Raw genomic sequence first — 24,271 nt, 5'->3', positions numbered from 1 at the left:
CAGCCACCCGGCGCGCCGAAGCCGATTCGATCGGCCTGCAGACCTAGTCCTGCAGACGTAGCTTATCACCGCCGGTTACGCCCGCGGGATGACGCGCAGCGCCGCGTATGCTGCGCCGCCGCACCCTTTGCCGTATCCTGCGCGCCCCTGCGGATCGTGCGTCCGCGACGCGCCCGCGGGCGCCTGGCATCGAGAGGAATCATCATGGGTCTGGAACGCGTTCCCGCCGGCAACAAGGTGCCGGACGAGATCAACGTCATCATCGAGATTCCGAAGGACGCGGAGCCGGTCAAGTACGAGGTCGACAAGGCCTCCGGCGCGATCTTCGTCGACCGCGTGCTGTCGACGCCGATGCGCTACCCGTGCAACTACGGCTACGTGCCGCACACGCTCGGCGGCGACGGCGATCCGCTCGATGCACTGGTGATCCTGCCGCTGCCGCTGGTACCCGGCTCGGTGATCCGCTGTCGCCCGGTCGGCATGCTGCGCATGACCGACGAGGCCGGCGCCGACGAGAAGCTCGTCGTCGCGCCGCATCCGAAGACGTTCGCCGGTTACGCGCACATCGCCGACATCGGCCAGGTCTCCGGCCACTGGCTCGAACGCATCGGCCACTTCTTCGAGCACTACAAGGATCTCGAGAAGGGCAAGTGGGTCAAGATCGACGGCTGGGTGGATGCCGCCGAGGCGAAACGCGAGATCCTCGCGGGCGTCGCACGCTACGACTCGGCCAAGGAAAAACCGGCGTTCTGATCACGCGTGGGCGGGACGCGAATGTCCTTCCGAACGCGGGAACACGGTGTTCCGCGTAGATCGGAGTCCAGCTTCTGCCTTCGATCGCACGCTCAATCGTCGGACGCATCCTCTTCGGCGTCACGGCTGTGTGCGACGCTTGGGTCGACGCCGGACGCGAGCGCCTCGCGCACGTTCCAGATCGATACCTCGACGCCGCGGAACGGCGTGGTGAACACCGGCGTCGCGCGGAAGCGGAAACGCTCGTAGAAGCTCACCACCAAGCCGTCCGGATGGGTCGCGGCCCAGCGTTCGAGTTCGCCGATGTCGTGGAGCACCTGCAGCGGTTCGCTCTGGCGCGCGGCGAACTCGTACACGCCGTGGTGCCAGCCCATGTGCACGATCGGCCTGCCCTGTTCCTGCGCCACCTGGATCCGCTGCGCAACCAGACCGATGTCGTAGCGCGTGCCGGTGCCCTGCACGATCGCGAGCTTCACCATCAGCACGCAGGCAATCGTTGCGAGGGTCGCCCACGCGGGTCCGCGCAGGCGGCGTGCGAAAACGAGCATCGCCGCGCCGAGCAAGGCCGTCGCAATGCCCCAGCCGGGCGAAACGTCTTCGAGCACGATCGGACCGCCATGGGTGCGCGCATAGTGCGGCAGATACGCAACCGCAGCGCCAACCGCGAGCATGCACAGGCCGAGCAGGCCATGGCGCACGCGCCAGCCGCCGCGATCGATCGCGGCAGCGACCAGCAGCGCGAATGCAGGAATCGCGGGCAACAGATAGTGCGGCTGCTTGCCGCCGATCAGCGAGAACGCGATGAAGGTCGGCGCCAGCCAGGCCAGCGCGAAACGCACGTCGCGCGCAGCGGCGAGGTCGCGCAGTGCATTCCAGCGTCCGCGCAGCACCAGCGGCCACGGCAACAGCATGAACGGGAAGATCATGCCGTACCACCAGAACGGACGGCCGTGCGTGCTGGCGCCCTTGACGCCCTCGATGCGATCGAATGTCTGGCGCAGGAAGATCGCATGCGCATACGCATCGCCACCATGCAGTGCGGCCGGAATCGCCCAGGCGAGACCGATCACCGCACCGAGCAGCAATGACGCCGCAAGGGCGCCGAAATAGCGCGCGCGTCGGCCGGCCAAACGGTCCGCGCTCCACCAGGGCGCGAGCAGCGCGAACGCCGCGATGTCGAGCAGCATGACCGGCCCCTTTACGAGGATGCCGAGTCCGAGTGCCACGCCGGTCAGCGTGACACCACGCGCGGTGCGTGCGTCGACGAGATCGCACACGCCGTGCGCGGCGAGCAGTACGCAGGTCGCCAGCAGCACGTCGAACATGATCGCATTGGCGAACGCCGCGAAGTAGATCGCACCGAGCAGCACCCACACCGCAATGCGCGCCGCAGCGACCGAAGCGGTGAGGCGCCAGGTGAGGCGATGCAGCAGGGCCAGGCTCGCGAACGAACACAGCAAGGTCATCGCGCGCGCGGTCCACGCGTGCACGCCGGTCAGCGCCCAACCCGCGTTGATCAGCCAGAACAGCAGCGGCGGCTTGTGCGCATAGGTCGCGCCGTTGAGATGCGGCACGAGGAACTCGCCGGTCTGGCGCATCTCCCACGCGACCGCGAGATAGCGTGTCTCGTCGATCGGCAACGGCGCCAGCAGGAACACCACCGGCAGCAGCAGCGCGATCGCGGCGAGCATCGGCAGGTCGACGAGATCGCGCCAGGGGGGTGCGGCGGCGCGGATCGGAAGCGTGGACGTCATTGGAACCCGGGACGCGATGGAGCAAGGCCGCCGATGTTCTCACGCCGGGATATGCACTGTCGCGTCGGCACGCTGGCAGGTCGTCGAACGCGGTCCTATCCGCGCTTGAGCAGCTCGCGCAGATCGATCACCGCCGCATTTGCGCGCGAGATGTAGTTCGCCATCACCAGCGAATGGTTGGCGAAGAAACCGAACGGCGTGCCGTTCAACACGATCGGGCTGCCGAGCGACTTCTGCGACTCCTCTAGCTCGCGGATCACCTGTTCCAGGCTCACCGCCGCGTTCTTGCTGGCGAGGATCGGCGCGAAGTCGATGCGGATCGCCTCCAACTGCTCGCGCAGCGCCCAGGTGTAGCCGCGCGCTTCGTAGAAGTTGTCGTCGATCTTCGCCCACGGCGTCTGCACCAGGCGCGGGCTCGGCGCCGGCGTCGACTGCTGCGCATGCGGGTCGCCGCCGAGATCGGTGTCGAGCCGCACCTGGCCAGCCGCCGCCGACAGGCGCTGCGACAGCGAACCGAGTCGCGCGGAAACCACTTGCAGATAGTCGGCGAGATTGTCCGCCCGCGCGTAGAACTGCGCGTTGCTGTCGTCGTTGTCGCCGAGGCGGGCCAGGTAGGCACCGACGTGGTCGATCGCCTTGCGGTACTGGCTTTCCGAACTCGGCAACAGCCAGCGGTCGTTCGGCGAACTGAACAACGGGTCGGCTTCCTGCAGGTCCTTGTCCTCGACCGACTGCGTCTGCGAGCGGCTGAAATCGTTGCGCAGCGCGCGCGCGAGATCGCGCGTCGCGGTCAGCACGCCGAATTCCCAGTTCGGCACGTTGTCCATCAACACGCCGGGAGGCAGGCGGTCGTTGCTGAGGTAGCCGCCGCGCTTGTCGAGCAGGGTTTCGGCCGAGCTCATCAGGGCGGACGTCGTCACCGCGCCCGTGACGAGGCGGCCGCCCTTCGCGGCGATGCGCGTCTGGGTGGTCGCCGCGACGTCGAAATGCGGCGGCTCATAGTCCCACCACCACATCAGCGCAAGCAGTCCGATCACGCCGGCGGCGGCGATGATGCCGATGCCACCGAATATCCACGCTCGCGCGCGACCCAGCAGGGTTCCGTCCACCACGGCCTCCGATCGGAAACAAAGACGATGCAGCGGAGATCCGTCTCCCCGCCGCAGCGCTCATTCTAGGCCAGTGCGGGCCTGGCGCGCGTGCCCGCCCTACTTCTTCTTGCCGCGGCCGGCAGGCTTGGCCGGCTCGCCCTTCTTGCCGAAGTCTTCCATCAATGTCTTCATGTCCTCGGCATGTTCCTCTTCGGACGCCAGGATGCCTTCGAGCATGCGCTTGGTGGTCGTGTCGCGATCGCCGACATAGTTGATGATCTCGCGATAGCTGTCGATCGCGATGCGTTCGGCGACGAGGTTCTCCTCGATCATCGCTGCGAGATCGTCCGGCACGACGAACTCGGAATGGCTGCGACCGGACAGGCCGTCCGGGGAGAAGTTCGGCGTGCCATCGAGTTGGGTGATGCGCTCGGCGATCAGGTCCGCGTGGCCCTGCTCCTCGCCCGCATGTTCGAGGAACTCGGCTGCTACGCTCTTCGCGTTGATGCCGGAGGCGAGGTAGTAGTGCGCCTTGTAGCGCAGCACGCAGACGATCTCGGTCGCCAGTGCCTCGTTGAGCAGTTTCAACACCGTGTCGCGGTCGAGCGTGTAGCTGTCGGTGACCGCGCCGCGCTCCATGTGCGCGCGGGCGCGCTGCCGGATCGCCTTGATGTCGGAAAGGAACGGTTTCGCGGCCATGCCTGCCTCCTCGGTGGGTCGATTGAATGCTCGGAACGTTCGCCCCGCACACGACAACGAGACGGGCAACGATTGTAGCCTTTGTCGCATGGCGATGATGAACGCAGGCTGCGGCTGCGCCGTGGCCGGGCGCTCAACGCGACGCGAAGGCAGCGGCCCGCTCCATCGTCGCTGCAAGCGCGGGCAATAGCGGTGCGATCTCCGATTCGCGCGTGCGCCACTTGTCCGCGCGAGGAGCGGACACGGTGTGGTTTGCCAACGGCAGCCCGCCTTCCAGCGCCCGGTCCCAACCGAAGCCGACTGCGGCGCACAGGCGCGCGATTTCCTTGGCCGGATCAGCGACCAGGGAGTCGTAGCGCGCGACGACACGCTGCGCCGGCGGCACCGTCGCGAGGTCATCGAGCAGGATGCGCGTGGTCGTCTCCCATTGCGCGGCGACGACTTCGGGCAGGGGCTTTCCGTCCAGTTCGCGCCAGCCCGGCGTCAACAATAATGACCACGGCAGGCCGCTCCAGCCGGGCAGGTTCGGATAGGTGCGAAAACGACCCGATTCCCACGCCTCGAGCATGCTCGCAAGCGTTTCGCGCGGGTCGCGATGCAGATAGACGAACAACGCGTCGGGAAACACCCGGCGCAGGAACGGAATGCGCAGCGAGTTCTTCGGCGTCTTCTCGAGCAGCCGGATCGCTCCCGCCGCCGGCATGCGCAGGTCGCGATCGAACACTTCGGCGGCGAACCGCTCGCGCAGCGTCGCGATGACCTCCGCGCTCGCATCCGCGTCGACCAGCCGATTTGATTCGAACGAACGCCTGGCCGCGTCGAGCGCCGGAATGGCATCGATCAGCAGATGGCTCTCGCCGCCGATCGTGCACGCATCCGGACTCTTCGCGAGCGTCTCGAACAGCAGCGACGACCCCGAGCGCGGCGAGGACACGATGAACACCGGCCGCTCGATGTGCCGCGCTCTTGGCGCACTCGCGGCCGCATGCGCGGATGCATGCGCGCTGTGCATCGGCGTGCTGCGCGATTCCTCCTCGCTCCCACCCGGGCCGCTGCGACGCACCGCGCGCTTGAGCAGGCCGGCGAGCGCATCGCCCATGTCGCCACCGTTGCGCAGCGGCACGCCGCGCGCGAGCGGCAGCGCGTTTGCGAGGAACAGGTCCAGCGCATGCAGGTATTCCGGCTGCGCGGCCGGGTCCTCGCCGTGGCGGAACCAGAGCGTCTGCCAGAACGCCACGAACCCGTTGGCCAGTTGCGACACCGCCTGCACGCGCGGGTGCGGCTGCGCCTCGCCGAACAGGAACGTGATCAGGCCGCGCAGTTCCCAGTAGCTCATCGGCGAACAGCTGTTGACGCGCTCGAACATGATGGTCGGCGCGGCCTCGGGCTGCGCCTGCACGTAGCGCGCGCGGAAGCCGTCGCGCGGCGACGTGTGAGCGCGCCCCGCGTTGACCGTATTCCAGAACCCGGCGCCGCCGACCGTGTCGACCACCAGGTGGATGCGCGCGTCGTCGTTCTCGTTGGCGACGTGATGCAGGCGCCAGGTGTCGAAGATCCAGCACTCGCCGGCCGCCATGTTCACGTGCTGGTCGCCGCACGAGAAGCGCACGCTCGGCTGGGTCACGATCGGCACGTGCACGCGCACGCGCTCGTGCCAGTAGTAGTCGGTGTCGATGTGCGAGCGCACCTCCGCGTTGCCGGCCAGGCGCATCAGGCGCACACGCCCGATCACCGCGTCGAGGCTCGCCAGCACCTGTCGCAGGTAGGGGCTCTGCCGCAGCGCCGGCGTCGGACGCATCGGGCCATCGAGCGCATCACCGCGTGCGGGATCCCCGTCGACGGTGACCAGCGGCAGCGCCGAGTTGCCCGGCATGCCGGTCGGATGCGCGGTCCACATGCCCTCGTCGAACGCGGCGATCTCGCGCCGCAGCGCACCCGCGTCGAACAACAGCGGCAACTGGATGAACGGGACCGGGAGCTTCATCGGGAATCCTGTGGCAGGTGCCTCGCACCAGGCCGGCATGCGGGAGAATTCTCGATGATACCGGCCGGACGCCGCATGCGCCCGGCCGAGCCCGCGACGCGGGGTCGCAGGGCGCGCAATCGCGCCGGATCCGGGGCGCATCGGTCGTTCGCGGGACCGACGAGGCGCGCGCGGATGCTCGTCGCGGTCAACCGGCCCGGTACACCTCGCCGCCCTGCTCGCGGAACTCCTTCGCCTTCTCCGCCATGCCTTCATCCAGCGCTTCGGCGTCGCCGACGCCGTGTTCCCTGGCGTAGTCGCGCACGTCCTGGGTGATCTTCATCGAGCAGAACTTCGGGCCGCACATCGAGCAGAAGTGCGCGGTCTTGTGCGCATCCTTCGGCAGCGTTTCGTCGTGGAATTCCTTCGCCTTCTCCGGATCGAGACCGAGGTTGAACTGGTCGGCCCAGCGGAACTCGAAGCGCGCCTTGCTGAGTGCGTTGTCGCGCGCCTGCGAGCCGGGATGGCCCTTGGCGAGATCGGCTGCGTGCGCGGCGATCTTGTAGGTGATGATGCCGTCGCGTACGTCCTGCTTGTCGGGCAGGCCAAGGTGTTCCTTGGGCGTCACGTAGCAGAGCATGGCGGTGCCGTACCAGCCGATCATCGCGGCGCCAATCGCGCTCGTGATGTGGTCGTAGCCGGGCGCGATGTCGGTCGTCAGCGGCCCGAGTGTGTAGAACGGCGCTTCGCCGCACTTCTCGAGCTGGCGCTCCATGTTTTCCTTGACGAGGTGCATCGGCACGTGGCCGGGGCCTTCGATCATCACCTGCACGTCGTGCTTCCATGCGACTTGCGTCAACTCGCCGAGCGTGTCGAGTTCGGCGAACTGCGCTTCGTCGTTCGCGTCGGCGATGCTCCCGGGGCGCAGGCCGTCGCCGAGCGAGAAGGCGACGTCGTACGCCTTCATGATTTCGCAGATCTCCTCGAAGCGCTCGTAGAGGAACGATTCGCGATGATGCGCGAGGCACCACTTGGCCATGATCGAACCGCCGCGGCTGACGATGCCGGTCACGCGCTTCGCGGTCAGCGGCACGAACGGCAGGCGCACGCCGGCGTGGATCGTGAAGTAGTCGACGCCCTGCTCCGCCTGCTCGATCAGCGTGTCGCGGAACAGGTCCCAGGTGAGGTCCTCGGCGACGCCGCCGACCTTCTCCAGTGCCTGGTAGATCGGCACGGTGCCGATCGGCACGGGTGAATTGCGCAGGATCCACTCGCGCGTTTCATGGATGTGCTTGCCCGTGCTGAGATCCATCAAGGTGTCGGCGCCCCAGCGGATCGCCCACACCATCTTCTCGACTTCCTCGGCGATCGAACTCGATACCGCGGAATTGCCGATGTTCGCATTGATCTTCACGAGGAAGTTGCGACCGATGATCATCGGCTCGCTTTCCGGGTGGTTGATGTTGTTCGGGATGATCGCGCGGCCGCGCGCGATTTCCTCGCGCACGAATTCCGGCGTGATGAGCTTCTGGATCGATGCGCCGAACGACTGCCCCGCGTGCTGGCGCAGCAGGTGCGCCTCGCGGATCGCCTCCATGCGCTGGTTCTCGCGGATCGCGACGTACTCCATCTCGGGCGTGACGATGCCGCGGCGAGCGTAGTGCATCTGCGACACGTTCGAGCCCGCCTTCGCGACGCGCGGCTTCGGGATTTCCGGGAAGCGCACCGCGGCCAGCGACGGCGCGAGCGCGTGACGGCGCGTGAACGGCGAGGTGAAATCGGCGAGGCGTTCGCTGTCGCCGCGCTCGTCGATCCAGCGCGCGCGCAACGCGGGCAAGCCGGCGGCGAGGTCGACCGCGTACGCCGGATCGGTGTACGGACCGGAGGTGTCGTAGACCGTGAACGGCGCGTTCTTCTCCGCACCGAACATCGACGGCGTGTCGGCCAATACAATCTCGCGCATCGGCACGCGCAGGTCGGCTCGCGAGCCCTCGACGTGGATCTTGCGCGAGCCCGGGATCGGGCGCGTCACGGATTCGGACAGCTCCGCGGTCTCGCGCAGCAGGTCGGAAGGCAGGGCATTCATTGCAGGCTCCTCGATATCGATGCGGCGAGGAGCCTTGTGGGAAGCCCGCAGCGGATGCGCGGTCTTCGCGCTTCGCGCGGGGATGCACGCAAAGCCTCATCAAGCTCCCTACGCCGGTGTCAGCCGGATCAGGTTCAAAGGGACTCTCTCAGCCCGGCCATGCCGGGCACCCCCGCTTCAGGGCGGCATTGAAGCACGTTCGCCCCGCCGCGGCCACCCGCGGCGGTTTTCACACCGTTCGCGTTGAGCGCAGCGAGCGGCAGCGAGCGGAGTCGAATCGGCTGCGGACCCTTCGACTCCGGCGCTACGCGCCTGGGCTCAGGGCGAACGGATTCTTGTTCGTTGGTACGGCGCTTCCGGCCGTTCGTGTCGAGCGCAGCGGAGTACGAAACGCGCCATGCAGCAGCCAAACCCTTCGAACCGGGCACTACGCGCTGCTACAGTCCACGCCCATGCGCATCGCGATCGTCGGTTATGGCACGGCGGGCCAGGCCGCGGCGATCTTCCTCGCGCGTGCAGGCCATGCGGTCAGCGTGTTCGAGCAGAGCCTGCAACTGCGTCCGGTGGGCGCGGGCTTCCTGCTGCAACCCACCGGCCTCGGCGTGCTCGCGGCGCTCGGCCTGCGCGATGCCGCGCTCGAACGCGGCGCGCGCATCACGCGCCTGCATGGCATCAATCCGCGCGGGCGGCTGGTCATGGACATGCGCTACGCGCGGCTCGCGCCGGACGCGTTCGGCCTCGGCATGACGCGCGGCGCGCTGTTCGATCTTCTGCACGGCTGCTGCGCCGGCGTCGCCGAGGTGTGCACCGGCGCACGCATCGTCGAAGTACACGACGGCACCGTGGTCGCGGCCGATGGTCGCTCGCACGACGGCTTCGATCTGGTTGTCGTCGCCGACGGCGCGCATTCGGCACTGCGCGGCGCGAGCGGACTGGCGCGACGCGATCCGCTCTATCCGTGGGGCGCGATGTGGTGCCTGCTGCCGGCCGACGACTGGCCGACCATGGACGAACTGCGCCAGCGCTACGACGGCACGCGCACGATGTTCGGCGTGCTGCCGGTCGGTCTGCGACCGGACACCGGCACGCGCCGCTGGCTGACGTTCTACTACAGCCTGCCCGGCAGCGCCGTCGACACGTTCGATGATGCCGCGTTCGAGCGCATGCAGGCCGACGTCGCCGCGATCTGGCCGGAGCTCGCCGAGCGCACGCGCGCGCTGACCGGTCCGGCACAACTCAATCGCGCGCGCTATCGCGACGTCGTTCTGCGCAAGGCATGGCGCGGTCGTGTCGTGTTCATCGGCGACGCCGCGCACGGCATGAGCCCGCAACTCGGCCAGGGCGCGAACATGGCCTTGCTCGATGCGCAGGCGCTGGCGGCGGCGATCGGCGCGCAGGCGCGCCTCGACGACGCGCTCGCGGCGTACGCCCGCGAGCGTGCGCGCCACGTGGCCATCTACCAGTTCGTCAGCCGCTGGTTGACACCGCTGTTCCAGTCCGGCTCGCGCACGCTCGGGCCGCTGCGCGATGCCTGCTTCGGTCCGCTCGGCCGCCTGCCGTACCTGCAACCGCAGATGCTGAAGATCCTCGCCGGCACCAAGCGCAGCTGGTGGCGCTGACGCAACCGCGGCTGAATCGCACGGCGACCTGACGGCACTTTCCTGCGACGGCAGGCGTCCAAGCCACGTCCTCAGGACATCAAATCCCTGGAACCCGTGCATGAACATTGCCGCCCGCCGTCGTAGCACGCCGTTCGTCGCCTTCGCGCTGCTGTTCGTCTCGCTCTCCGCAGTCGCGGCGGACGACGCGCGCGTGCGCGTCGACTGGACCGATCCGGCGCAGTTCACCGAACTCAAGCACTACCGCAGCTTCCGCGACATGCGGCCGGCGGAGTGGCTCGACCCGCTCGCGCAGCATCTGCGCAAGCGCGCCGAACGCGTGCTGCCGCCGGGCGACCGGCTCGAGGTCACCTTCACCGATGTGCAACGTGCCGGCAACTACGAACCCTGGCACGGGCCACGCCTCGACGACGTGCGCATCGTCAGGGACATCTACCCGCCGCGCATCGACCTCCGCTTCCGCCTGATCGATGCGAACGGTGGCATCGTGCGCGAAGGCGAGCGCATGCTGCGCGACAGCGCGTTCCTGATGCGCGACGGGGCGCACGAGACGGATTCGCTGCGCTTCGAGAAGCGCCTGCTCGACCAGTGGCTGCGCAAGGAGTTCGCGGCAGGGCCTCGCTGAGCACGCTACCGGGCGCGCGCCGATCGCGGCACAATGCGGGTTCCCTGCCCGGAGCCCGCGATGGACACCCAGCATCCCGACCTGCACCCGCTGTACGCAGCGCACATCGCGACGCTGAAGGCGCGCGCCGACGAGGCGCTCGCGCGTGAAGGTTTCGAGCACCTCGTGATTGGCGCGGGCCAGCCCGCCATGCAGTTCCTCGACGACCGACCGTATCCATTCGCGGTCAACCCGCATTTCAAGCACTGGCTGCCGGTGACGAAGGCGCCGGGCTCGTGGCTCGTGTACACGCCGGGCAAGCGGCCCAGGCTCGTCTACCTGCAACCGCACGATTACTGGCACGTCGTGCCCGATGCACCGGCCGGCTACTGGGTCGAGCATTTCGACGTCGTCATCATCCGCGAAGCGAAGGACGCGCGCGCGCACTTGCCCGGCGATTCCGCGCGCTGCGCGATCGTCTCCGAAACCGGCCTCGACGGCTTCGCGCCGAACAATCCGCAGGGCGTGCTCGACTACCTGCATTGGCAGCGGTCGTGCAAGACCGCCTACGAGCTGGCGATGATGCGCGTCGCCAGCAAGATCGGCGCGCGCGCACACCGCGCCGCCGAGCGTGCGTTCCGCGCCGGCGTGTCGGAGTTCGACATCCATCTTGCCTACATGACCGCGGCGCGCCAGATCGATGAACTGCCATACAACAACATCATCGCGCTGAACGAGCATTGCGCGGTGCTCCACTACATGGAATTGCAGCATGCACCACCGGCGCATGCGCGCTCGTTCCTGATCGACGCGGGCGCGAGCTTCCACGGCTACGCCAGCGACATCACGCGCACCTACGCCGCCGCCGATGCGACCGAATTCCAGGCACTGATCGATGCGGTCGACGCGGCGCAGCGCGGCTTCGTCGCGAAGGTGCGCGCGGGCCAGAGCTATCCCGACCTGCACGTGCACGCGCACATCGTGCTTGGCGGCATCCTGAAAGACCACGGGTTCGTCCGCATGAGCCCGGAGGCCGCCCTCGACGGCGGCGTCACCTCGACGTTCTTCCCGCATGGACTCGGCCACCCGATCGGCCTGCAGGTGCACGACGTCGCCGGCTTCATGGCGAGCGACCGCGGCGGCACGCTGCCGCGCCCGCCCGGCCATCCGTACCTGCGCATGACGCGCGCACTCGAGCCGGGCATGGTCGTGACGATCGAGCCGGGCCTGTACTTCATCGACATGCTTCTCGCGGAACTGAAGAACAAGCCCGCGGCGAAGGACGTCGACTGGACGCGCGTCGAGGCGTTCCGCAAGTACGGCGGCATCCGCATCGAGGACGATGTCGTTTGCACGGAGGGCGAGCCGGAAAACCTCACGCGCGATGCGTTCGCGGCGCTCGGCTGATACGAGCGCGGGAGTGGATACGCGCGCGCTCAGAGCGTATTGCGCGCGCTTCCCCGGCGCGACCTCGCGCGCGCTCGATCCGCCATACAACATCCTGCTCTACGAAGTCGGCGGCAGGCAGTTCGCGTACTTCAAGCTGTCCGAGCCGGAGAAATGGCGATTCAGTCTGCGCACCACGCCCGACCGCTTCCTCGAGCTGACCGGCATTCCAGGCATCAAGCCGGCGCGCTACATGGCGCGTTTCCACTGGGTCACGATCGTCGATGTGCATTCGGTGCCTGCGGATTACCTGAAGGAGCTGGTGGCCTGGTCCTATGACAGGGCGCTGGGCTCGCTTTCGATCGCCCGCCAGCGGAAGGCGCTCGAGTGCTCGCCGTCACGGTCCAAGTTCTGAATCGAAGCCTTCGTCGAAGATCCGGTCCTGCACTTCGTGGGCGCCGATGTCGACGATTCCGAACACGACGCGCGCTGCGCCGTCGACGTCGGTGCCGCCGCTGCCGCCGATCGGCGCGGTGTGGCCGGCATCGCGCAGCGGCGAGTCGGCGCGCAGGCGCAGGTCGTGAAGCGCGACGAAATGCGGATCGACCAGGTACGGACTCGTGTCCGTGACGACTACGCCGCCGCCCACTGCGCGCGTGCCGATGTCGTCGTGATCGAGGATTACGGCGCCGGATGGGGTCAGGCTGAGGTCGGTACCACCATTGCCCCACAAGATGCTGTTGGCGATGTGCACGTCGCCCGGACCATTGCCCCCGACGGCAAGACCCGCCCGGGTTGAAGTCGCCGGCACGCTGTTGCCGGCGATACTGTTGTTGTTGAAGGCGATCGCGACGCCGCTGCCGGGTCGATTCGTGGCCAGGGCGACGATGACGCCGGAGCCGCCGGTCGACGTGTTGTCGAAGAATTCGCTGCTGCGAACGAAGATGCGCCCGTTCGCGCTGAGCTGCGCGATCGCGAGCCAGCTCGTGTTCGCGTGCACGGAGACGTTCTCCAGTATGAGATCGCCGGTCCAGTCGCTCGATCCGCTCATGTTGAGAACTGCGGAGCTGTCGGCCGCGCCATGCGCAAGACTCAGGTCATGAACGAAAACCGGCGCAGCGGACGCGCCCTGCACGAACGTGTCGAGCAGGCGCTTGCTGCCGGCTCCGTCCAGCACGCTCCATTGCGCACCGCCGAGGAAGATCCCGCAGGGCGGCGACCCCGGCGGAGCGGCGTAACCCCCGCTGATCGTCAGTCCGTGCAGGTCGCTGGAGTGGTATGCAAAGCTGGCGCCGCTCGGCGTGTACGCCCCGGGCGCCAGCTTGATGTTGTCGTCCTGGCCATTGGTCGACGCGCTCGCGAGTGCGGCTTCAAGTTCGACGCCATCGTGCACGCAGAATGTGGCCGCGGAAACCGGCGCGAACAGGGATGCGAGCAGCAGCACTGCAATGGCGCGGCGACGACTCGTCGCCACGACGTCGGTACGCCGCGGCGGGTGGCCTGGGGATTTCATTGGAAGTCATCCTGGAAGAGGTTGGAGGTGTGCGCACGCCGACAAGGGATCGGGCACTGATAGTCGCGCATGGGGTTCTCCCGCGAGGCCATCGCTTGTGCTGCAGCGGGCGATGAGACTCGCTCCAGTCGGTGTGACTCAAGCAATCCCGCTTTCGCGGCAATTCATGACATGGTCGATGGCGGACCGACCGCCAACCCGCCGACTCAGGCGTCGATCCGGCTTCCGAGCAGGACAGCCAGCGCGCGGGTGCGCGGGTGCGCAGGGCCGAGCACGCGCTGGTACACGGCGAGCGCTTCACGCCGAAGGCCGAGCGCTTCCTGCGCCTGCTCGGGCCGTTGCAGCAGGTCGGCCAGCATGAGGTCGATTTCGCCGGACCGCGTGCTGCCTGCATCCTTTCCGGCGCGCACGTCTTGCCTCGCCCCACGTGCTTCCTTCTCGCCGCCCGCGGCATCGCCCGTACGCGCCAGCGCGACACCGTACGCGGCGCGCGCGCACGCCGCGTACCCTGCGCCTCCGCCCGACTCGGCCAGTTCGCTACGGCTCGCCTCCAGCGTCGCCAGCGCTTCGGATCTGCGCAGCGCCAGCTGCACCAATCCAAGGCGCAGGGTCACGCGTCCCCGCATCGTCTGCTTGCTGTCGGAGAGGATGCGCCGCGACTCTCCCAGCGCGACGAGGGCGCCATCGTAGTCATGCGCGAGATAGCGCGCAGTGCCGAGCGAGCCGAGCACGCTGCCGAGCATCGGCGCATCCGGCTTCAGGGTGGCGCGCGCCCGGCGTTCGGTCGCGTTCAACGTCGCGAGTGCTTCGCTCACATGACCGGCATGCGCCTGTGCCAGGCCCAGCATGTTGTCGACATAGATGAGTCGCGCATGCTCCGCGCCGAGGAGCTTGACCGCCATCGCGTGCGAGCGCAGTGCCAGCGCCTCGGCCTCGTCGTACCGTTCGGCGTAGAACGCGTCGGCCGAAAGGTTCATCAGGTCCATCGCGACGTCGCGGCTCTCCAGACCATCGAGTTCCTGTCGCTCGCGCAACACCGCTTCGTGCAGCGACAAGGCTTCTGCTGCGTCGCCGCGCGCATTGGCCAGCTTTGCCAGGCTGGTCATCGAGGAGATGTGTTCGCGCGCGTAGGCGGGACCGGCATCGCGCAGCAGGCGCTCGGCCTGGGTCGACGTCGCCATCGCGCTTTTCGCGTCCCCGCTCTGCTCCTGGTCCAGTCCGAGGTTGGCCAGGGCGACGCCGAACTCGGGCGAATCATCGCCGTAGCGCAGGCGCGCTGCATCGGCATTGCGCTGGGCGAGCAGGCGCGCGCGCTGCGGATCGCCAATGCGCACCAGGGTCATCTGGATCAGCTGGCGCATCTCGATCTGCACCTCGGGTGCATCGGCGAAGTCGCGCTCGATGCGCGCAATGGCGTTGTCGAGCAGCCGATCGGGCGGTGCCTTGCGCCCGGGATGGTCGTCGAACGGATTGGCGTCCTCGAGCAACCCGGCAAGGAACGCCTTGCTGCGTTCGGCGCGATCGGCCATGCGCTCGGCACGCTGTGCCTGCCACAGGCTGGCGGCGGTGCCGACGATCATCGCGAGCACGGCAACACCGGCGGCGGCCGTGGCAAGGCGATTGCGGCGAGCGAACTTGCCGATCCGGTACAGCGCGCTGTCCGGACGCGCCACTACCGGACGCCCGTCGAGGAAGCGCTCGACGTCATCGGCGAGCGCTTCGGCGCCGGCGTATCGGCGCTGCGGTTCCGCGGCGAGGGCACGCAGGACGATGGCGTCGAGATCGCCGCGCAACGGCAACGTACCGGCGTGGCGCGATGTCGTTCCCGCGGCGGTGCGTACGGCCGCGCTCGGCCGGGTCACGGCGCCATCTTCGCGACGCTGGCTCGAGTAGCGCAGCCCGGTAAGCAGCTCGAACAGCAGTGCGCCGAGCGCGAACACATCGGTCGCCGTGGTCAGCACGCCGCCGCTCAGCTGCTCGGGCGCGGCGTAGGCGCGGGTCAGGAAGCGATGCCCGGTGGTCGCGTCTTCGGCGCTCTCGACTTCGACCAGCCGGGCGATCCCGAAGTCGAGCAGGCACGGCGTGCCGTCCGCGCGCACCCGCACGTTCGACGGCTTCAGGTCGCGGTGCACGATCAGGCGCTGGTGGGCGTAGGCAACTGCGCGGCACAGACGCAGGAACAGGTCGAGCCGCGCATGCGTGTCGGCATCGGTGTGCGCGATCCACTCGTGCAGGTCGCTGCCTTCGACGTATTCCATGGCGAACCAGGGACGGCCGTGCACGTCCAGTCCGCCGTCGAGCAGGCGTGCGATGTCCGGATGATTCAGTTGCGCGAGCAGTTCGCGCTCGCGCTGGAACTGCGCGAGCACGATGGCACTGTCCATGCCGAGGCGGATCAGCTTCAACGCGACCTGCTGACTGAATCCCCCCTCGACGCGATCGGCCAGCCACACGCTGCCCATGCCGCCTTCGCCGAGCTTGCGCCGCAACCGGTACGGACCGATGCGTTCGCTGGTCCGCGTCGTCTCGCACACCTGCAACGCGTTGGCGGCGAGCGAATCGAGCGAACGGTCGACGACAAGATCGTCGCGGGCATCCAGTTGCAGCAGGCGCTGCAGCGTCGAATGCAGAGCGGCATCTTCGACGCGGATGCGATCGAGCCATGCCGCGCGATCGTCGACGGCCAGGTCCAGCGCTTCGCGCAGACGGTCGGCGACCCCTTCGGAAAGCGGCCCGACCCTTTGCCCAGTCATCCGCGCTCGCCTGCTTCGAGTTGCATCTGGAGCAACGCGCGCGCGGCGCGCCAGTCGCGCGCAATCGTGCGTTCGGCGAGGCCGAGCAACTCGCCGACTTCGGCGAACCCGAGTCCGGCGAAGAAATGCAGTTCCACCACGCGGGCGAGCCTGGCATCGGTCGCCGCCAGTTGCTGCAGCGCGTGATCGAGGGCGATCATGTCGACCCGATCGTCGGCTTCCGACGGCACCGCCAGCGCGCCATCGAACGTCGTCTCCTTCATGCCGCCGCCGCGCTTCTGCGCGAGCGCGTCGCGCGCTCCGTTGAGCAGCACCTGACGCATTGCACCCGCGGCAAGTGCGAAGAAGTGCGCCCTGTCGTTCAGGGCCAGGCCACGGCCGGCGAGTTTCAGGTAGGTCTCGTGCACCAGCGCCGTGGTGGACAGCGTCGCACCAGCGCCTCGCGCGAGATGGCGCGCACGCAGGTGCAGGTCCGCATAGATCGCGGCGAACAGCGTGTCGTAGGCCTGCGCATCGCCACTCGAACAACGTCGCAACAACTCAGCGGTTTCGTCTCCACCGTTCGCGTCCGGATTCATCGTCGCTCTCCTGCGTCAGGCATGATGCGCCGCAGCGGCAATCCGTCACAAGGACCACACGGCAGAAGAGCAGCGGAGCGAGCTTCGCTACAAGGGCGGGGCGAAAGATGAACGCTGGCCATGGGCGAGCGCAGCAAAGCGTGACAGCACTGCGCGCATCCGCTAGCGTGCGCCATCCTTTCACGGGATGTCCGTGTGATCCGCCGCATCTGGCCGCTGGCCGCCCTCACCCTTGCCGCTGTTGTCAGCGCACACGCAGTCGCGAGCGCACCCAAACCACACGGGACCAAGGCGCCAGTGCGCGACCCGCAGGTCGACCGCTGGATCCATGTCGGCGGCTTCGGCGAAATCGCAGTCTACCGGCCGAAGGTCGACAGTCGCGGGCTGGTGCTGTTCGCGTCGGGCGACGGCGGCTGGAACCTTGGCGTGACCGACATGGCGCACCAGGCGTCCGCGCTCGGCTACTGGGTCGCGGGTTTCAGCACGCCGGAGTACCTCAAGGCACTCGATGGCGGCGACGGCCAGTGCAGCGACGCCGACGGCGCGCTGGCGCGGCTTGGCGCCAGCCTCATGCGCGAACTGAAGCTGCCACCGGACACGCGCCCGGTACTCGTCGGATATTCGTCCGGCGCAACGGTCGTCTACACCGCACTCGCCGCGGATGCCGGCAAGCGCTTCGATGGCGGCATCAGCCTCGGCTTCTGCCCGGACCTGCTGATCCACAAGCCGTTCTGCCGCGGCGAAGGCGGCCTGACCGCACATTGGCAGAAGCAGCCGCCAACCTGGGTGTTCGACAAGATCGATACCGTGCAGGCGCGCTGGCGCATCCTGCAGGGCGAGAGTGACCAGGTCTGCGACCCCAAGTTCGCCGGCGAGTTCGCTGCCGGCCAGCATGACTCGAAGGCGATCCTGCTGCCCAAGGTCGGCCACGGCTTCGGCGTGCCGAAGAACTGGATGCCGCAGTACCAGCAAAGCCTGCACGACCTGCTTGACGGTGGCTGTGCCGGTTGCGGGACCGCGCACTAGAATCGCATCCCCGCGTAATCAGGGATGATGCCAAGCCGATGAGCGCCGCCACCGAATCCGCTGCATCGAACGCACCGGCCGCCCGCAGCCGTCGCGCCCACTTGCGCTGGCTCGTGCCGGTCGCATTCCTGCTGCTGGTCGGCTGGCTGGTGTGGCTCGGTGTCGACGAGTTCGACCTGCCGGAGATCCAGCGCACCCTGCTCGGCGTGCCTACTCTTCCCGCGCTCGGCGTCGGCGTGCTCGCGCTCGCCGCGGTCGCGTTCACCGGACTCATCGATGTCGTGATCGCGCGCTGGCTCGGCTTGCCGGTGCCGACCCGCGACATGCTGCGGCTCGCGTTCGTCGCGAATGCGCTGGCGAACATCCTCAACCTGTCCGGTGCGATCGGATCGGGCGTGCGCCTGCTCGGCTTTGCCGCGCGCAAGGTCGAACTCGCGCGCGGCGCGGCGCTGATCGGCCTGCAGGTGCTGTCGCTGCCGCTCGGTCTGTCGGTGTTGATCCTGATCACGCTTGCGCTCGGATCACGTCCGATCACGCCAACCGAGACGATGCACTGGATCGCGTTGGCGGTGTTGTTCGCGGCTGCCTGCTACCTGCCCGCGTTCTTCGTGCTGACCTCGCGCCGGCGCGTGATGCGCTGGTTGCCGCACGGAAGCGAACTGCCGCCGCTGCGTCTCAAGCTCGCACTCACCGCGCTGTCGTTCATCGACTGGGTGCTGAGCGCGGCGGTGCTGTACGGCTGCCTGTACCTTTCCGGCGCGCACGTGAAACCGGGTCCGTTGCTCGGCAGTTTCGCCGCGGCACAAACCCTCGGCCTGCTCAGCCTGATTCCCGGCGGCTTCGGCGTGTTCGACGGACTCATGCTGCTCGCGCTTTCCAGCGGCGGCTACGACAATGCACAGGTGCTGTCCGGCCTGTTCCTGTTCCGCATCGCCTACTACCTGCTGCCGCTGCTCGGCGGCCTCTATGTCGGCTCCGGCATGCTGGTCGGGCAACTGCCCGGTGTCACGCGCGCGGCACAGCGCCTGCAGACCCATCCGCTGTTCGGCGTACTCGGCCTGCCGGCCAACCTGCTCGCAGGCCTCGGCATGCGCGCACTCGCGATCCTCACCTTCGGCGCCGGCCTGCTGCTGCTTGCATCTGCGGCGATCCCCGCCGTGCACGAACACACGGTGGTGGTGCGGCAGTTCCTGCCGCTGGCGGCGGTCGAGAGTTCGTACTGGCTGTCGGTGCTCGCCGGCGTGCTGCTGCTCGGCCTCGGTCGTGGCATCGACGGCCGCCTGCGCGTGGCCTACAACCTGACCCAGCCGCTGTTGATCTTCGCCGCCCTGCTGGCGGTGACCAAGGGCCTGCACTTCGGCGAGGCACTGTTCCTGCTCACGATCGCCGCGCTGCTGCGCCTGCGCAAGCGCGAGTTCACCCAGCGCGCGATGAGCCTGACCTCGCTCACCACCTTCACCTGGCTCGCCGGCCTGATCGTGGTCGTGCTCGCATTCTTCGCGGTCGGCGTCGGCACCATGCTCGGCGACGACAGCTTCGACCTGTGGTACTTCGGCTTCGGCGAACATTCCTCGCGCTTCGTGCGCGGTCTGTTCGCCGCGCTGGTCGGCGTGTTCGCGTATTTCGTCTGGCAGTTCTTTGCGGTGCGCAGGCCGGCGCTCAAGTTGCCCGCGCGCGAGGAACTCGAACGCGCGCGCGACATCTACCACGCGCACGGCGGCGGCGAGTTCGCGCACCTCTCGTTCATGCGCGACAAGCACCTGTTCTGGTCCGGCGACCATCATGCGGTGGTCGCCTACGGCGTGGTGCGCGACCGGCTTGTCGCACTCGGCTCACCGTGCGGACCGGAGGCCGCGATCAAGCGCGCGATCCTCGACTTCCGCCAGTTCGCCGACGCGCAGGACCGCGTGCCGCTGTTCTACGAAGTCCTCGAGCCCGACCTGTCGCTGTACCACGACCTCGGCTTCGACCTGTTCAAGCTCGGTGAACTCGCGACCATCCGGCTGGACGAATTCACGCTCGCCGGCAAGCGCTGGGAGGACCTGCGCCAGGCGGTCAACCGTTCGGTCAAGGAACAGCTCACGTTCGAGATGGTGGAACCGCCGTTCGACACCGTGCTGATGAGCGAACTCGAGCACGTCTCCGACCAGTGGCTCGCCGACAAGGGCGCGCACGAGAAGAGCTTTTCGCTCGGCCATTTCGATCCGGACTATTTCGCGTGGAGCCCGCTCGCGCTGGTGCGCCGCTCGGGCAAACTGATCGCATTCGCGAACGTGCTGCCGCCATACGGACCGAACGGTACTGCCAGCGTGGACCTCATGCGCCACGTCGACGATGCCCCGCGCGGCACCATGGACTTCCTGTTCGCACGCGTGATGCAGTGGGCGAAGGACAGCGGCCACGCGAGCTTCAGCCTCGGCATGGCGCCCCTGTCCGCCGTCGGCGACAACCCCTACGCGCGCATCAACGAGCGCCTCGCCGCACTCGCGTTCCAGTACGGCGGGCGCTTCTACAACTACCAGGGCCTGCGTCGCTACAAGGAGAAATTCCAGCCCGAATGGACCGGATCCTACCTCGCGTACCCGCGCGGGCTGTGGGTACCCGGCTTGCTCATCGACATCGCCGCACTGGTCGCCGGCGGCTACCGGCGCTTCCTCCGCGGCCGGTGACCCGGATCGACCCAGGCAACGGAGCGAGCTCCGCGATACGAGTGCGGGAATGCGCTACAGCAGATCGACCGCGACGCGGTTGCGTCCTTCGCGTTTGGCGCAATACAAGGCTGCATCGGCGCGGGCAAGCAGGGTTTCGACGCGATCGCCGGATCGGTAGTCGCCAAGCCCGATTGAAACCGTAAGGCCGATCCTGCGCCCGTCGATTTCCTTTCCGGTCTCCTCTACCGCCGCGCGCAGGGTTTCCGCGGCCGCGATGCCGCGCTCCCGACCGGCACCGTCGAGGGCGATCACAAACTCCTCGCCGCCATAGCGCACGATCAGGTCGCTCGCGCGCACGTGCCGACGCAACAGGTTGCCGACCATCACCAGACAGCGGTCGCCGACGGCGTGGCCATGGCGGTCGTTGATCGCCTTGAAGTGATCGAGGTCGAGGAACAACACGCACAGCGGTTGCCCGCCCTGGTCCGCCTGCAGCATGAGCTCGCCGAGGTCGCGATCGAGGCGGCTCCGATTCGGCAAGCGGGTCAGCGGATCGGTGCGCGCGACGCTGCGCGCCACCTGCATTTCGCGCTCGGCGTAGCGCGCCGCGCGCGCGGTGGCGAGCACCAGCACCAGCGCACCGAACACCTGCGCGGCCGGGTGCAGCACTTCGAGCCAGTCGGGCGTGCCGCGCAATTGCAGGAAGTATCCCGCGCGCAACGTGCCGGCCATCGACAGCACTCCCCAGCCGGCGAGGAAGAACCAGCCCTGCATGGAACCCGCGCGTGCGCGCGCCGCCGCAACCCCGAGCGAGAGGAGCGCCAGCGCAATGACGGCGATGTTGTTCGCCTGATTGCCGAACGAAGAACCCGGATCGACGATCAGCAGGCCGAGCAAAGCCACGCTGCCGATCAGGATCGCGTACATCAGCCGCGCCACGCGCGGATAGTGGTCGGGGATGGAGAGGAACTGGATGATGAAGAAATAGACCGCGACCAGGCCGATGTTGATCGAGACCGACAGCAAGCGCATCGAATGCCGCAAAAGGCCCGCATCATGCACGAACGCGACGATCTCGCCACTCATCACCATCACGTAGATCGCCGCGGTCAACACCCAGAACGCGAACAGCAGCAGGTGCCAGCGTCGCAACGCCACCGAATAGATCGCCGCCACCAGGCCAAGCAGGAACAGGGCGGCGAGGATCATGCTGGTGTAGCGCACCCGCGCAAGGTCTTCGGCCACGTAGTCGAGCAGCGGCGCCGCGCTGACCCGCATGGGTTGATGGCGACCGTCCACCAGATGCAGATAGACCGGCTGCAAAGCGTATTGCGCGGGCAGGGTCAGCGCGAGTCGGTGGCGCGAGCCGATCTGTAGTCGATTCGAATCAAACCCGGATATCGGCAATGGACGGTAGTCCGGAGGCAGATAGGCCACCAACTCGGCGTCGTAGACTTCCTTGACCGCCAGCACCCAATCGCTTGAGATCCGGGTGCCGGGCGCAAGCTGCAAGCGCCACCAACTCGCTGTCTGCTCGTACCGGATTGCGTCGACCGCGGACCAGTCCCCCGCAGGGACCGCGCGCACCGATTGCACGTCATCCTGCACCGGCGCGACGGTCAGGCGGGCGACTTCGACCTCGTGCGCCAGCGCGACCGTGGACAGCAGCATGCAAAGCAGGCATCGCCACAGCATGCGCATCAGGCGCATCAGGTGGCTCCGGATACGTATGGTGGGCCGAGTGTAAACAAAATTGCCCCGCAATTCGCCCAGGGTTCGCGCTACAGCACCGCCATGATCAACAGCCCGCGGTCGGTCGCCTCATAGGAGACGAACTCCTCTTCCGACTGCCTGCCATCAGGCAATCCTTTTTGGACATGCAAGCGAATGAAGCCCTTCGTCTCCATGCGCTGGAGCAACTTCAAATCACCGCTGCGTTCCAATACCCATTTGGGTTGGTAGGTGGTCGAACTCCCGTGCAGGAGAAGTGATGTTTCATGGATGCTCAGACCGACATCGCGCTTCAGCTCGGCATCGACCCTCCTGACGTCGCGCATCAGTGCCTTCGCTTCCTCCTCCGATGGTTGGGCGGCGCCGGCAAGAGATGCGGCCATCAGCAGTACGGGTGCGAGCGTCTTCTTGATCATCCTGTTTCACCTGCCGGGAAGGGAGCTGCGGCACGCGGGCGGCCACTGGAAGCTCAGCGAGCTGAATCCTGGAGGCGCCGCTGCGCCCACCACCTATTGCGGCTGCGTCGCCGCCCACGTTCCGGTCACCAGTCCGACCAGGTCGTAGCCGGCCTTCTTGTCGAGCAGGCGCGAGCGGTCGGCGTAGGTCTGGCCCTTCTCGAACGCGCTGCGGCCGGCGAGCAGGCGCACGCTGCGAAGGCACAGCTCGCGGCGCGACGGGTCGATCTCGCTGATCGAATACACCAACGCGCCGCTGCGGCCAAGCTTGATCGCCGTGCAGTCGAGCACGTGCTGCGGCTTGCCGTCGTAGGCGATCTCGGCGACCCACGCGACGCTGTGGCCGGCGGGATCGAGACGCGGAAGTTCCGGGTAGCCGACCAGGCTGTAGGGTGGTTCGCCGGCTTCCTGCCGGTCGGACAGGGTGCGCGTCGCCTGCTTCGCCGCAGCGAGCAGGGTCTCGCGCGATTGCGAGGTGAACGTGTCGTCGCTGATGAAGCCGTCGGCGATGTGATCGACATCCACGTGCCAGGCGTCCCTTGTAGTGAGGTCGACGCGTTCGTGCACCAGCCAGCCGATGCTTTGCGTGTCCGGCTCGTCCTCGGTGCCGGCGAACGCGGTGGCGAGTGCCGCGCGGTCGATGAAGCGGAAATGCGCGGGCACATCGATCGACGCATGCGCGGTGGGGAAATCCACCCGGCCGGTGCTGCTCGGCAGGTTCGCGAGGGCGACCGAGCGTCGCAGCCTCGCGCCGATGCCGTCATCGTCTGCGGGCGCCTGTTCTTGTGCGTCACTGTCGCCATCGGCCATCTGCGCCGTCGCTGGCGGCTGGTAGCCGAGCCCCCAGGCGAGAAACCCGAGCCAAACGCCCACCGCCGCGAACGACGCCAGCAGCGGGGTGCGCACGCCCTCCTCCTTCTCGTTCCAGTATTTCACCAGCACGTACAGGCCGACCGGCCAGAGCAGCAGCATGAGGATCGCCAGCGTCTGGTTCGAACGCCACACGCGCACCAGCGCGAGCAGGTACAGCAGGCCGGCGACGAGCGGCAACGCCACGAGAAGGTAAAGCGCCGTGAACATGCAGGGTCCTTCAGCGGGATTCGATCTTCAGGATTTGCTCTTTCTTGAGCACATAGCTCGCATTGCCGCCCTTGCGCCGGACTTCGATCGTCACCTGCTTCGCGTCGGCCGAGGTCACCACGCCATGGTGCTCGCGCTCATTGGTCGTGACGATCGACACGCGCGCGCCGATGCTGTGCGCGAGATCGGCGAACTCCATTGCGTTTTCGTTCTGCTTGGGCGCCAGCCATTCGTCGTCCGCGCTCTGCGCCGGCGCGACCACCGCGGCGGCGATCGGCGTTTCGTTGATCGAATCGTCGACCGTGGCCGATGCGGCCGGTGCGGGCGCGACCGACCGTACCGTGGCCGGCGCATTCATCAGCTCCTCGATGCGCGCCTCGTCCTCGTCGAGCGTCTGCGCGAAAACGTCGAGCGCGAGCACGCCGCCGAGCAAGGCCGCCAGGACATGTTTCCGCTGCATGCGCATGCCAGTCCCCCCTCCCTTTGGCCGGCTGGCGGCCGGCACAGGCAGGCAAAGCATAGACGAAGC

General features: G+C 67.8%; 19 protein-coding genes and 1 riboswitch. Of the genes, 7 read left to right on the top strand and 12 right to left on the bottom strand.

Translation table 11 applies throughout. From position 1 onward, the window contains the following. Positions 1-204: 204 nt before the first annotated feature. On the top strand, positions 205-753 hold the full coding sequence (gene ppa / locus ACILRJ_RS03860; protein WP_395680564.1) for an inorganic diphosphatase: 549 nt from the start codon (positions 205-207) through the stop codon (positions 751-753). Positions 754-845: 92 nt separating this feature from the next. On the opposite strand, the gene ACILRJ_RS03855 is transcribed toward ppa, so the two are convergent. The 5 genes from ACILRJ_RS03855 to thiC form a co-directional block, all read right to left on the bottom strand. After that, the gene (locus tag ACILRJ_RS03855; protein WP_395680562.1) at positions 846-2,507 is read right to left on the bottom strand and encodes an ArnT family glycosyltransferase; all 1,662 of its coding nucleotides are present in this window, start codon (positions 2,505-2,507) and stop codon (positions 846-848) included. Positions 2,508-2,602: 95 nt separating this feature from the next. Beyond that, entirely contained in the window at positions 2,603-3,616 is a 1,014-nt protein-coding gene (locus tag ACILRJ_RS03850) for a DUF2333 family protein (RefSeq protein WP_395680560.1), read from the bottom strand. A 99-nt stretch (positions 3,617-3,715) separates the two neighbouring features. Next, on the bottom strand, positions 3,716-4,297 hold the full coding sequence (locus ACILRJ_RS03845; protein ID WP_395680558.1) for a bacterioferritin: 582 nt from the start codon (positions 4,295-4,297) through the stop codon (positions 3,716-3,718). Between the two features lie 133 nt (positions 4,298-4,430). After that, entirely contained in the window at positions 4,431-6,281 is a 1,851-nt protein-coding gene (locus tag ACILRJ_RS03840; protein ID WP_395680556.1) for a sulfotransferase, read from the bottom strand. Positions 6,282-6,468: 187 nt separating this feature from the next. Beyond that, entirely contained in the window at positions 6,469-8,346 is a 1,878-nt protein-coding gene (gene thiC / locus ACILRJ_RS03835) for a phosphomethylpyrimidine synthase ThiC (protein WP_395680554.1), read from the bottom strand. An 88-nt stretch (positions 8,347-8,434) separates the two neighbouring features. After that, positions 8,435-8,530, bottom strand: a riboswitch (TPP riboswitch). A 268-nt stretch (positions 8,531-8,798) separates the two neighbouring features. Here thiC and ACILRJ_RS03830 point away from each other — a divergent pair. The 4 genes from ACILRJ_RS03830 (at position 8,799) to ACILRJ_RS03815 (ending at position 12,370) form a co-directional block, all read left to right on the top strand. After that, the gene (locus ACILRJ_RS03830) at positions 8,799-9,965 is read left to right on the top strand and encodes an FAD-dependent oxidoreductase (RefSeq protein ID WP_395680552.1); all 1,167 of its coding nucleotides are present in this window, start codon (positions 8,799-8,801) and stop codon (positions 9,963-9,965) included. Positions 9,966-10,065: 100 nt separating this feature from the next. After that, complete coding sequence (locus ACILRJ_RS03825) at positions 10,066-10,590, top strand: DUF3016 domain-containing protein (protein WP_395680550.1); 525 nt, start codon at positions 10,066-10,068, stop codon at positions 10,588-10,590. Between the two features lie 60 nt (positions 10,591-10,650). Further along, on the top strand, positions 10,651-11,976 hold the full coding sequence (gene pepQ, locus ACILRJ_RS03820) for a Xaa-Pro dipeptidase (RefSeq protein WP_395680548.1): 1,326 nt from the start codon (positions 10,651-10,653) through the stop codon (positions 11,974-11,976). 13 nt (positions 11,977-11,989) lie between these two features. Beyond that, positions 11,990-12,370 carry an MmcQ/YjbR family DNA-binding protein gene (locus ACILRJ_RS03815; protein WP_395680546.1) on the top strand — a complete coding sequence of 127 codons (381 nt, stop codon included), beginning with the start codon at positions 11,990-11,992 and terminating at the stop codon, positions 12,368-12,370. Here the strand turns inward: ACILRJ_RS03815 and ACILRJ_RS03810 are convergent. From ACILRJ_RS03810 to ACILRJ_RS03800, 3 genes are all read right to left on the bottom strand, one after another. Then, on the bottom strand, positions 12,353-13,468 hold the full coding sequence (locus tag ACILRJ_RS03810; protein WP_395680544.1) for a choice-of-anchor Q domain-containing protein: 1,116 nt from the start codon (positions 13,466-13,468) through the stop codon (positions 12,353-12,355). The two genes, ACILRJ_RS03815 and ACILRJ_RS03810, sit on opposite strands and share 18 nt — an antisense overlap. Positions 13,469-13,674: 206 nt before the next feature. Then, positions 13,675-16,221: a protein kinase domain-containing protein gene (locus ACILRJ_RS03805; RefSeq protein ID WP_395680542.1), complete on the bottom strand. Its 2,547-nt coding sequence runs from the start codon at positions 16,219-16,221 to the stop codon at positions 13,675-13,677. Next, entirely contained in the window at positions 16,218-16,799 is a 582-nt protein-coding gene (locus ACILRJ_RS03800) for an ECF-type sigma factor (RefSeq protein ID WP_395680540.1), read from the bottom strand. The genes ACILRJ_RS03805 and ACILRJ_RS03800 overlap by 4 nt, the downstream gene beginning before the upstream one ends. Before the next feature lie 195 nt (positions 16,800-16,994). Here ACILRJ_RS03800 and ACILRJ_RS03795 point away from each other — a divergent pair, with 195 nt between their 5' ends. Both ACILRJ_RS03795 and mprF read left to right on the top strand, forming a co-directional pair. Further along, complete coding sequence (locus ACILRJ_RS03795; protein ID WP_395680538.1) at positions 16,995-17,825, top strand: alpha/beta hydrolase; 831 nt, start codon at positions 16,995-16,997, stop codon at positions 17,823-17,825. A 38-nt stretch (positions 17,826-17,863) separates the two neighbouring features. After that, positions 17,864-20,494 carry a bifunctional lysylphosphatidylglycerol flippase/synthetase MprF gene (gene mprF, locus ACILRJ_RS03790; RefSeq protein ID WP_395680536.1) on the top strand — a complete coding sequence of 877 codons (2,631 nt, stop codon included), beginning with the start codon at positions 17,864-17,866 and terminating at the stop codon, positions 20,492-20,494. 54 nt (positions 20,495-20,548) lie between these two features. On the opposite strand, the gene ACILRJ_RS03785 is transcribed toward mprF, so the two are convergent. From ACILRJ_RS03785 to ACILRJ_RS03770, 4 genes are all read right to left on the bottom strand, one after another. Next, complete coding sequence (locus tag ACILRJ_RS03785) at positions 20,549-22,186, bottom strand: diguanylate cyclase (RefSeq protein ID WP_395680534.1); 1,638 nt, start codon at positions 22,184-22,186, stop codon at positions 20,549-20,551. Between the two features lie 71 nt (positions 22,187-22,257). After that, entirely contained in the window at positions 22,258-22,623 is a 366-nt protein-coding gene (locus ACILRJ_RS03780) for a hypothetical protein (RefSeq protein WP_395680532.1), read from the bottom strand. A 93-nt stretch (positions 22,624-22,716) separates the two neighbouring features. Then, a complete protein-coding gene (locus ACILRJ_RS03775; protein ID WP_395680530.1) occupies positions 22,717-23,742 on the bottom strand; it encodes a DUF2167 domain-containing protein in 1,026 nt (341 codons plus the stop codon). Positions 23,743-23,752: 10 nt separating this feature from the next. After that, positions 23,753-24,202, bottom strand: a complete 450-nt coding sequence (locus ACILRJ_RS03770) for a hypothetical protein (protein WP_395680528.1) — start codon at positions 24,200-24,202, stop codon at positions 23,753-23,755. Positions 24,203-24,271: the final 69 nt, after the last annotated feature.

This window comes from Dokdonella sp. (assembly GCF_044227025.1).
In the GTDB taxonomy this organism is placed as follows: domain Bacteria; phylum Pseudomonadota; class Gammaproteobacteria; order Xanthomonadales; family Rhodanobacteraceae; genus Dokdonella_A.
The sequence above is the reverse complement of the archived record's forward strand: the minus strand, read 5'-3'. Positions and strand labels throughout refer to the sequence as shown.

What these genes read in the sequence shown, in the direction of transcription:
- ACILRJ_RS03805 (WP_395680542.1), bottom strand. Translation starts at nt 16,221, where the DNA reads ATGACTGGGCAAAGGGTCGGGCCGCTTTCCGAAGGGGTCGCCGACCGT.
- ACILRJ_RS03830 (WP_395680552.1), top strand. Translation starts at nt 8,799, where the DNA reads ATGCGCATCGCGATCGTCGGTTATGGCACGGCGGGCCAGGCCGCGGCG.
- ACILRJ_RS03785 (WP_395680534.1), bottom strand. Translation starts at nt 22,186, where the DNA reads ATGCGCCTGATGCGCATGCTGTGGCGATGCCTGCTTTGCATGCTGCTG.
- ACILRJ_RS03825 (WP_395680550.1), top strand. Translation starts at nt 10,066, where the DNA reads ATGAACATTGCCGCCCGCCGTCGTAGCACGCCGTTCGTCGCCTTCGCG.
- mprF (WP_395680536.1), top strand. Translation starts at nt 17,864, where the DNA reads ATGAGCGCCGCCACCGAATCCGCTGCATCGAACGCACCGGCCGCCCGC.
- ACILRJ_RS03840 (WP_395680556.1), bottom strand. Translation starts at nt 6,281, where the DNA reads ATGAAGCTCCCGGTCCCGTTCATCCAGTTGCCGCTGTTGTTCGACGCG.
- ACILRJ_RS03775 (WP_395680530.1), bottom strand. Translation starts at nt 23,742, where the DNA reads ATGTTCACGGCGCTTTACCTTCTCGTGGCGTTGCCGCTCGTCGCCGGC.
- thiC (WP_395680554.1), bottom strand. Translation starts at nt 8,346, where the DNA reads ATGAATGCCCTGCCTTCCGACCTGCTGCGCGAGACCGCGGAGCTGTCC.
- ACILRJ_RS03770 (WP_395680528.1), bottom strand. Translation starts at nt 24,202, where the DNA reads ATGCAGCGGAAACATGTCCTGGCGGCCTTGCTCGGCGGCGTGCTCGCG.
- ACILRJ_RS03780 (WP_395680532.1), bottom strand. Translation starts at nt 22,623, where the DNA reads ATGATCAAGAAGACGCTCGCACCCGTACTGCTGATGGCCGCATCTCTT.
- ACILRJ_RS03800 (WP_395680540.1), bottom strand. Translation starts at nt 16,799, where the DNA reads ATGAATCCGGACGCGAACGGTGGAGACGAAACCGCTGAGTTGTTGCGA.
- ACILRJ_RS03855 (WP_395680562.1), bottom strand. Translation starts at nt 2,507, where the DNA reads ATGACGTCCACGCTTCCGATCCGCGCCGCCGCACCCCCCTGGCGCGAT.
- ppa (WP_395680564.1), top strand. Translation starts at nt 205, where the DNA reads ATGGGTCTGGAACGCGTTCCCGCCGGCAACAAGGTGCCGGACGAGATC.
- ACILRJ_RS03845 (WP_395680558.1), bottom strand. Translation starts at nt 4,297, where the DNA reads ATGGCCGCGAAACCGTTCCTTTCCGACATCAAGGCGATCCGGCAGCGC.
- ACILRJ_RS03810 (WP_395680544.1), bottom strand. Translation starts at nt 13,468, where the DNA reads ATGAAATCCCCAGGCCACCCGCCGCGGCGTACCGACGTCGTGGCGACG.
- pepQ (WP_395680548.1), top strand. Translation starts at nt 10,651, where the DNA reads ATGGACACCCAGCATCCCGACCTGCACCCGCTGTACGCAGCGCACATC.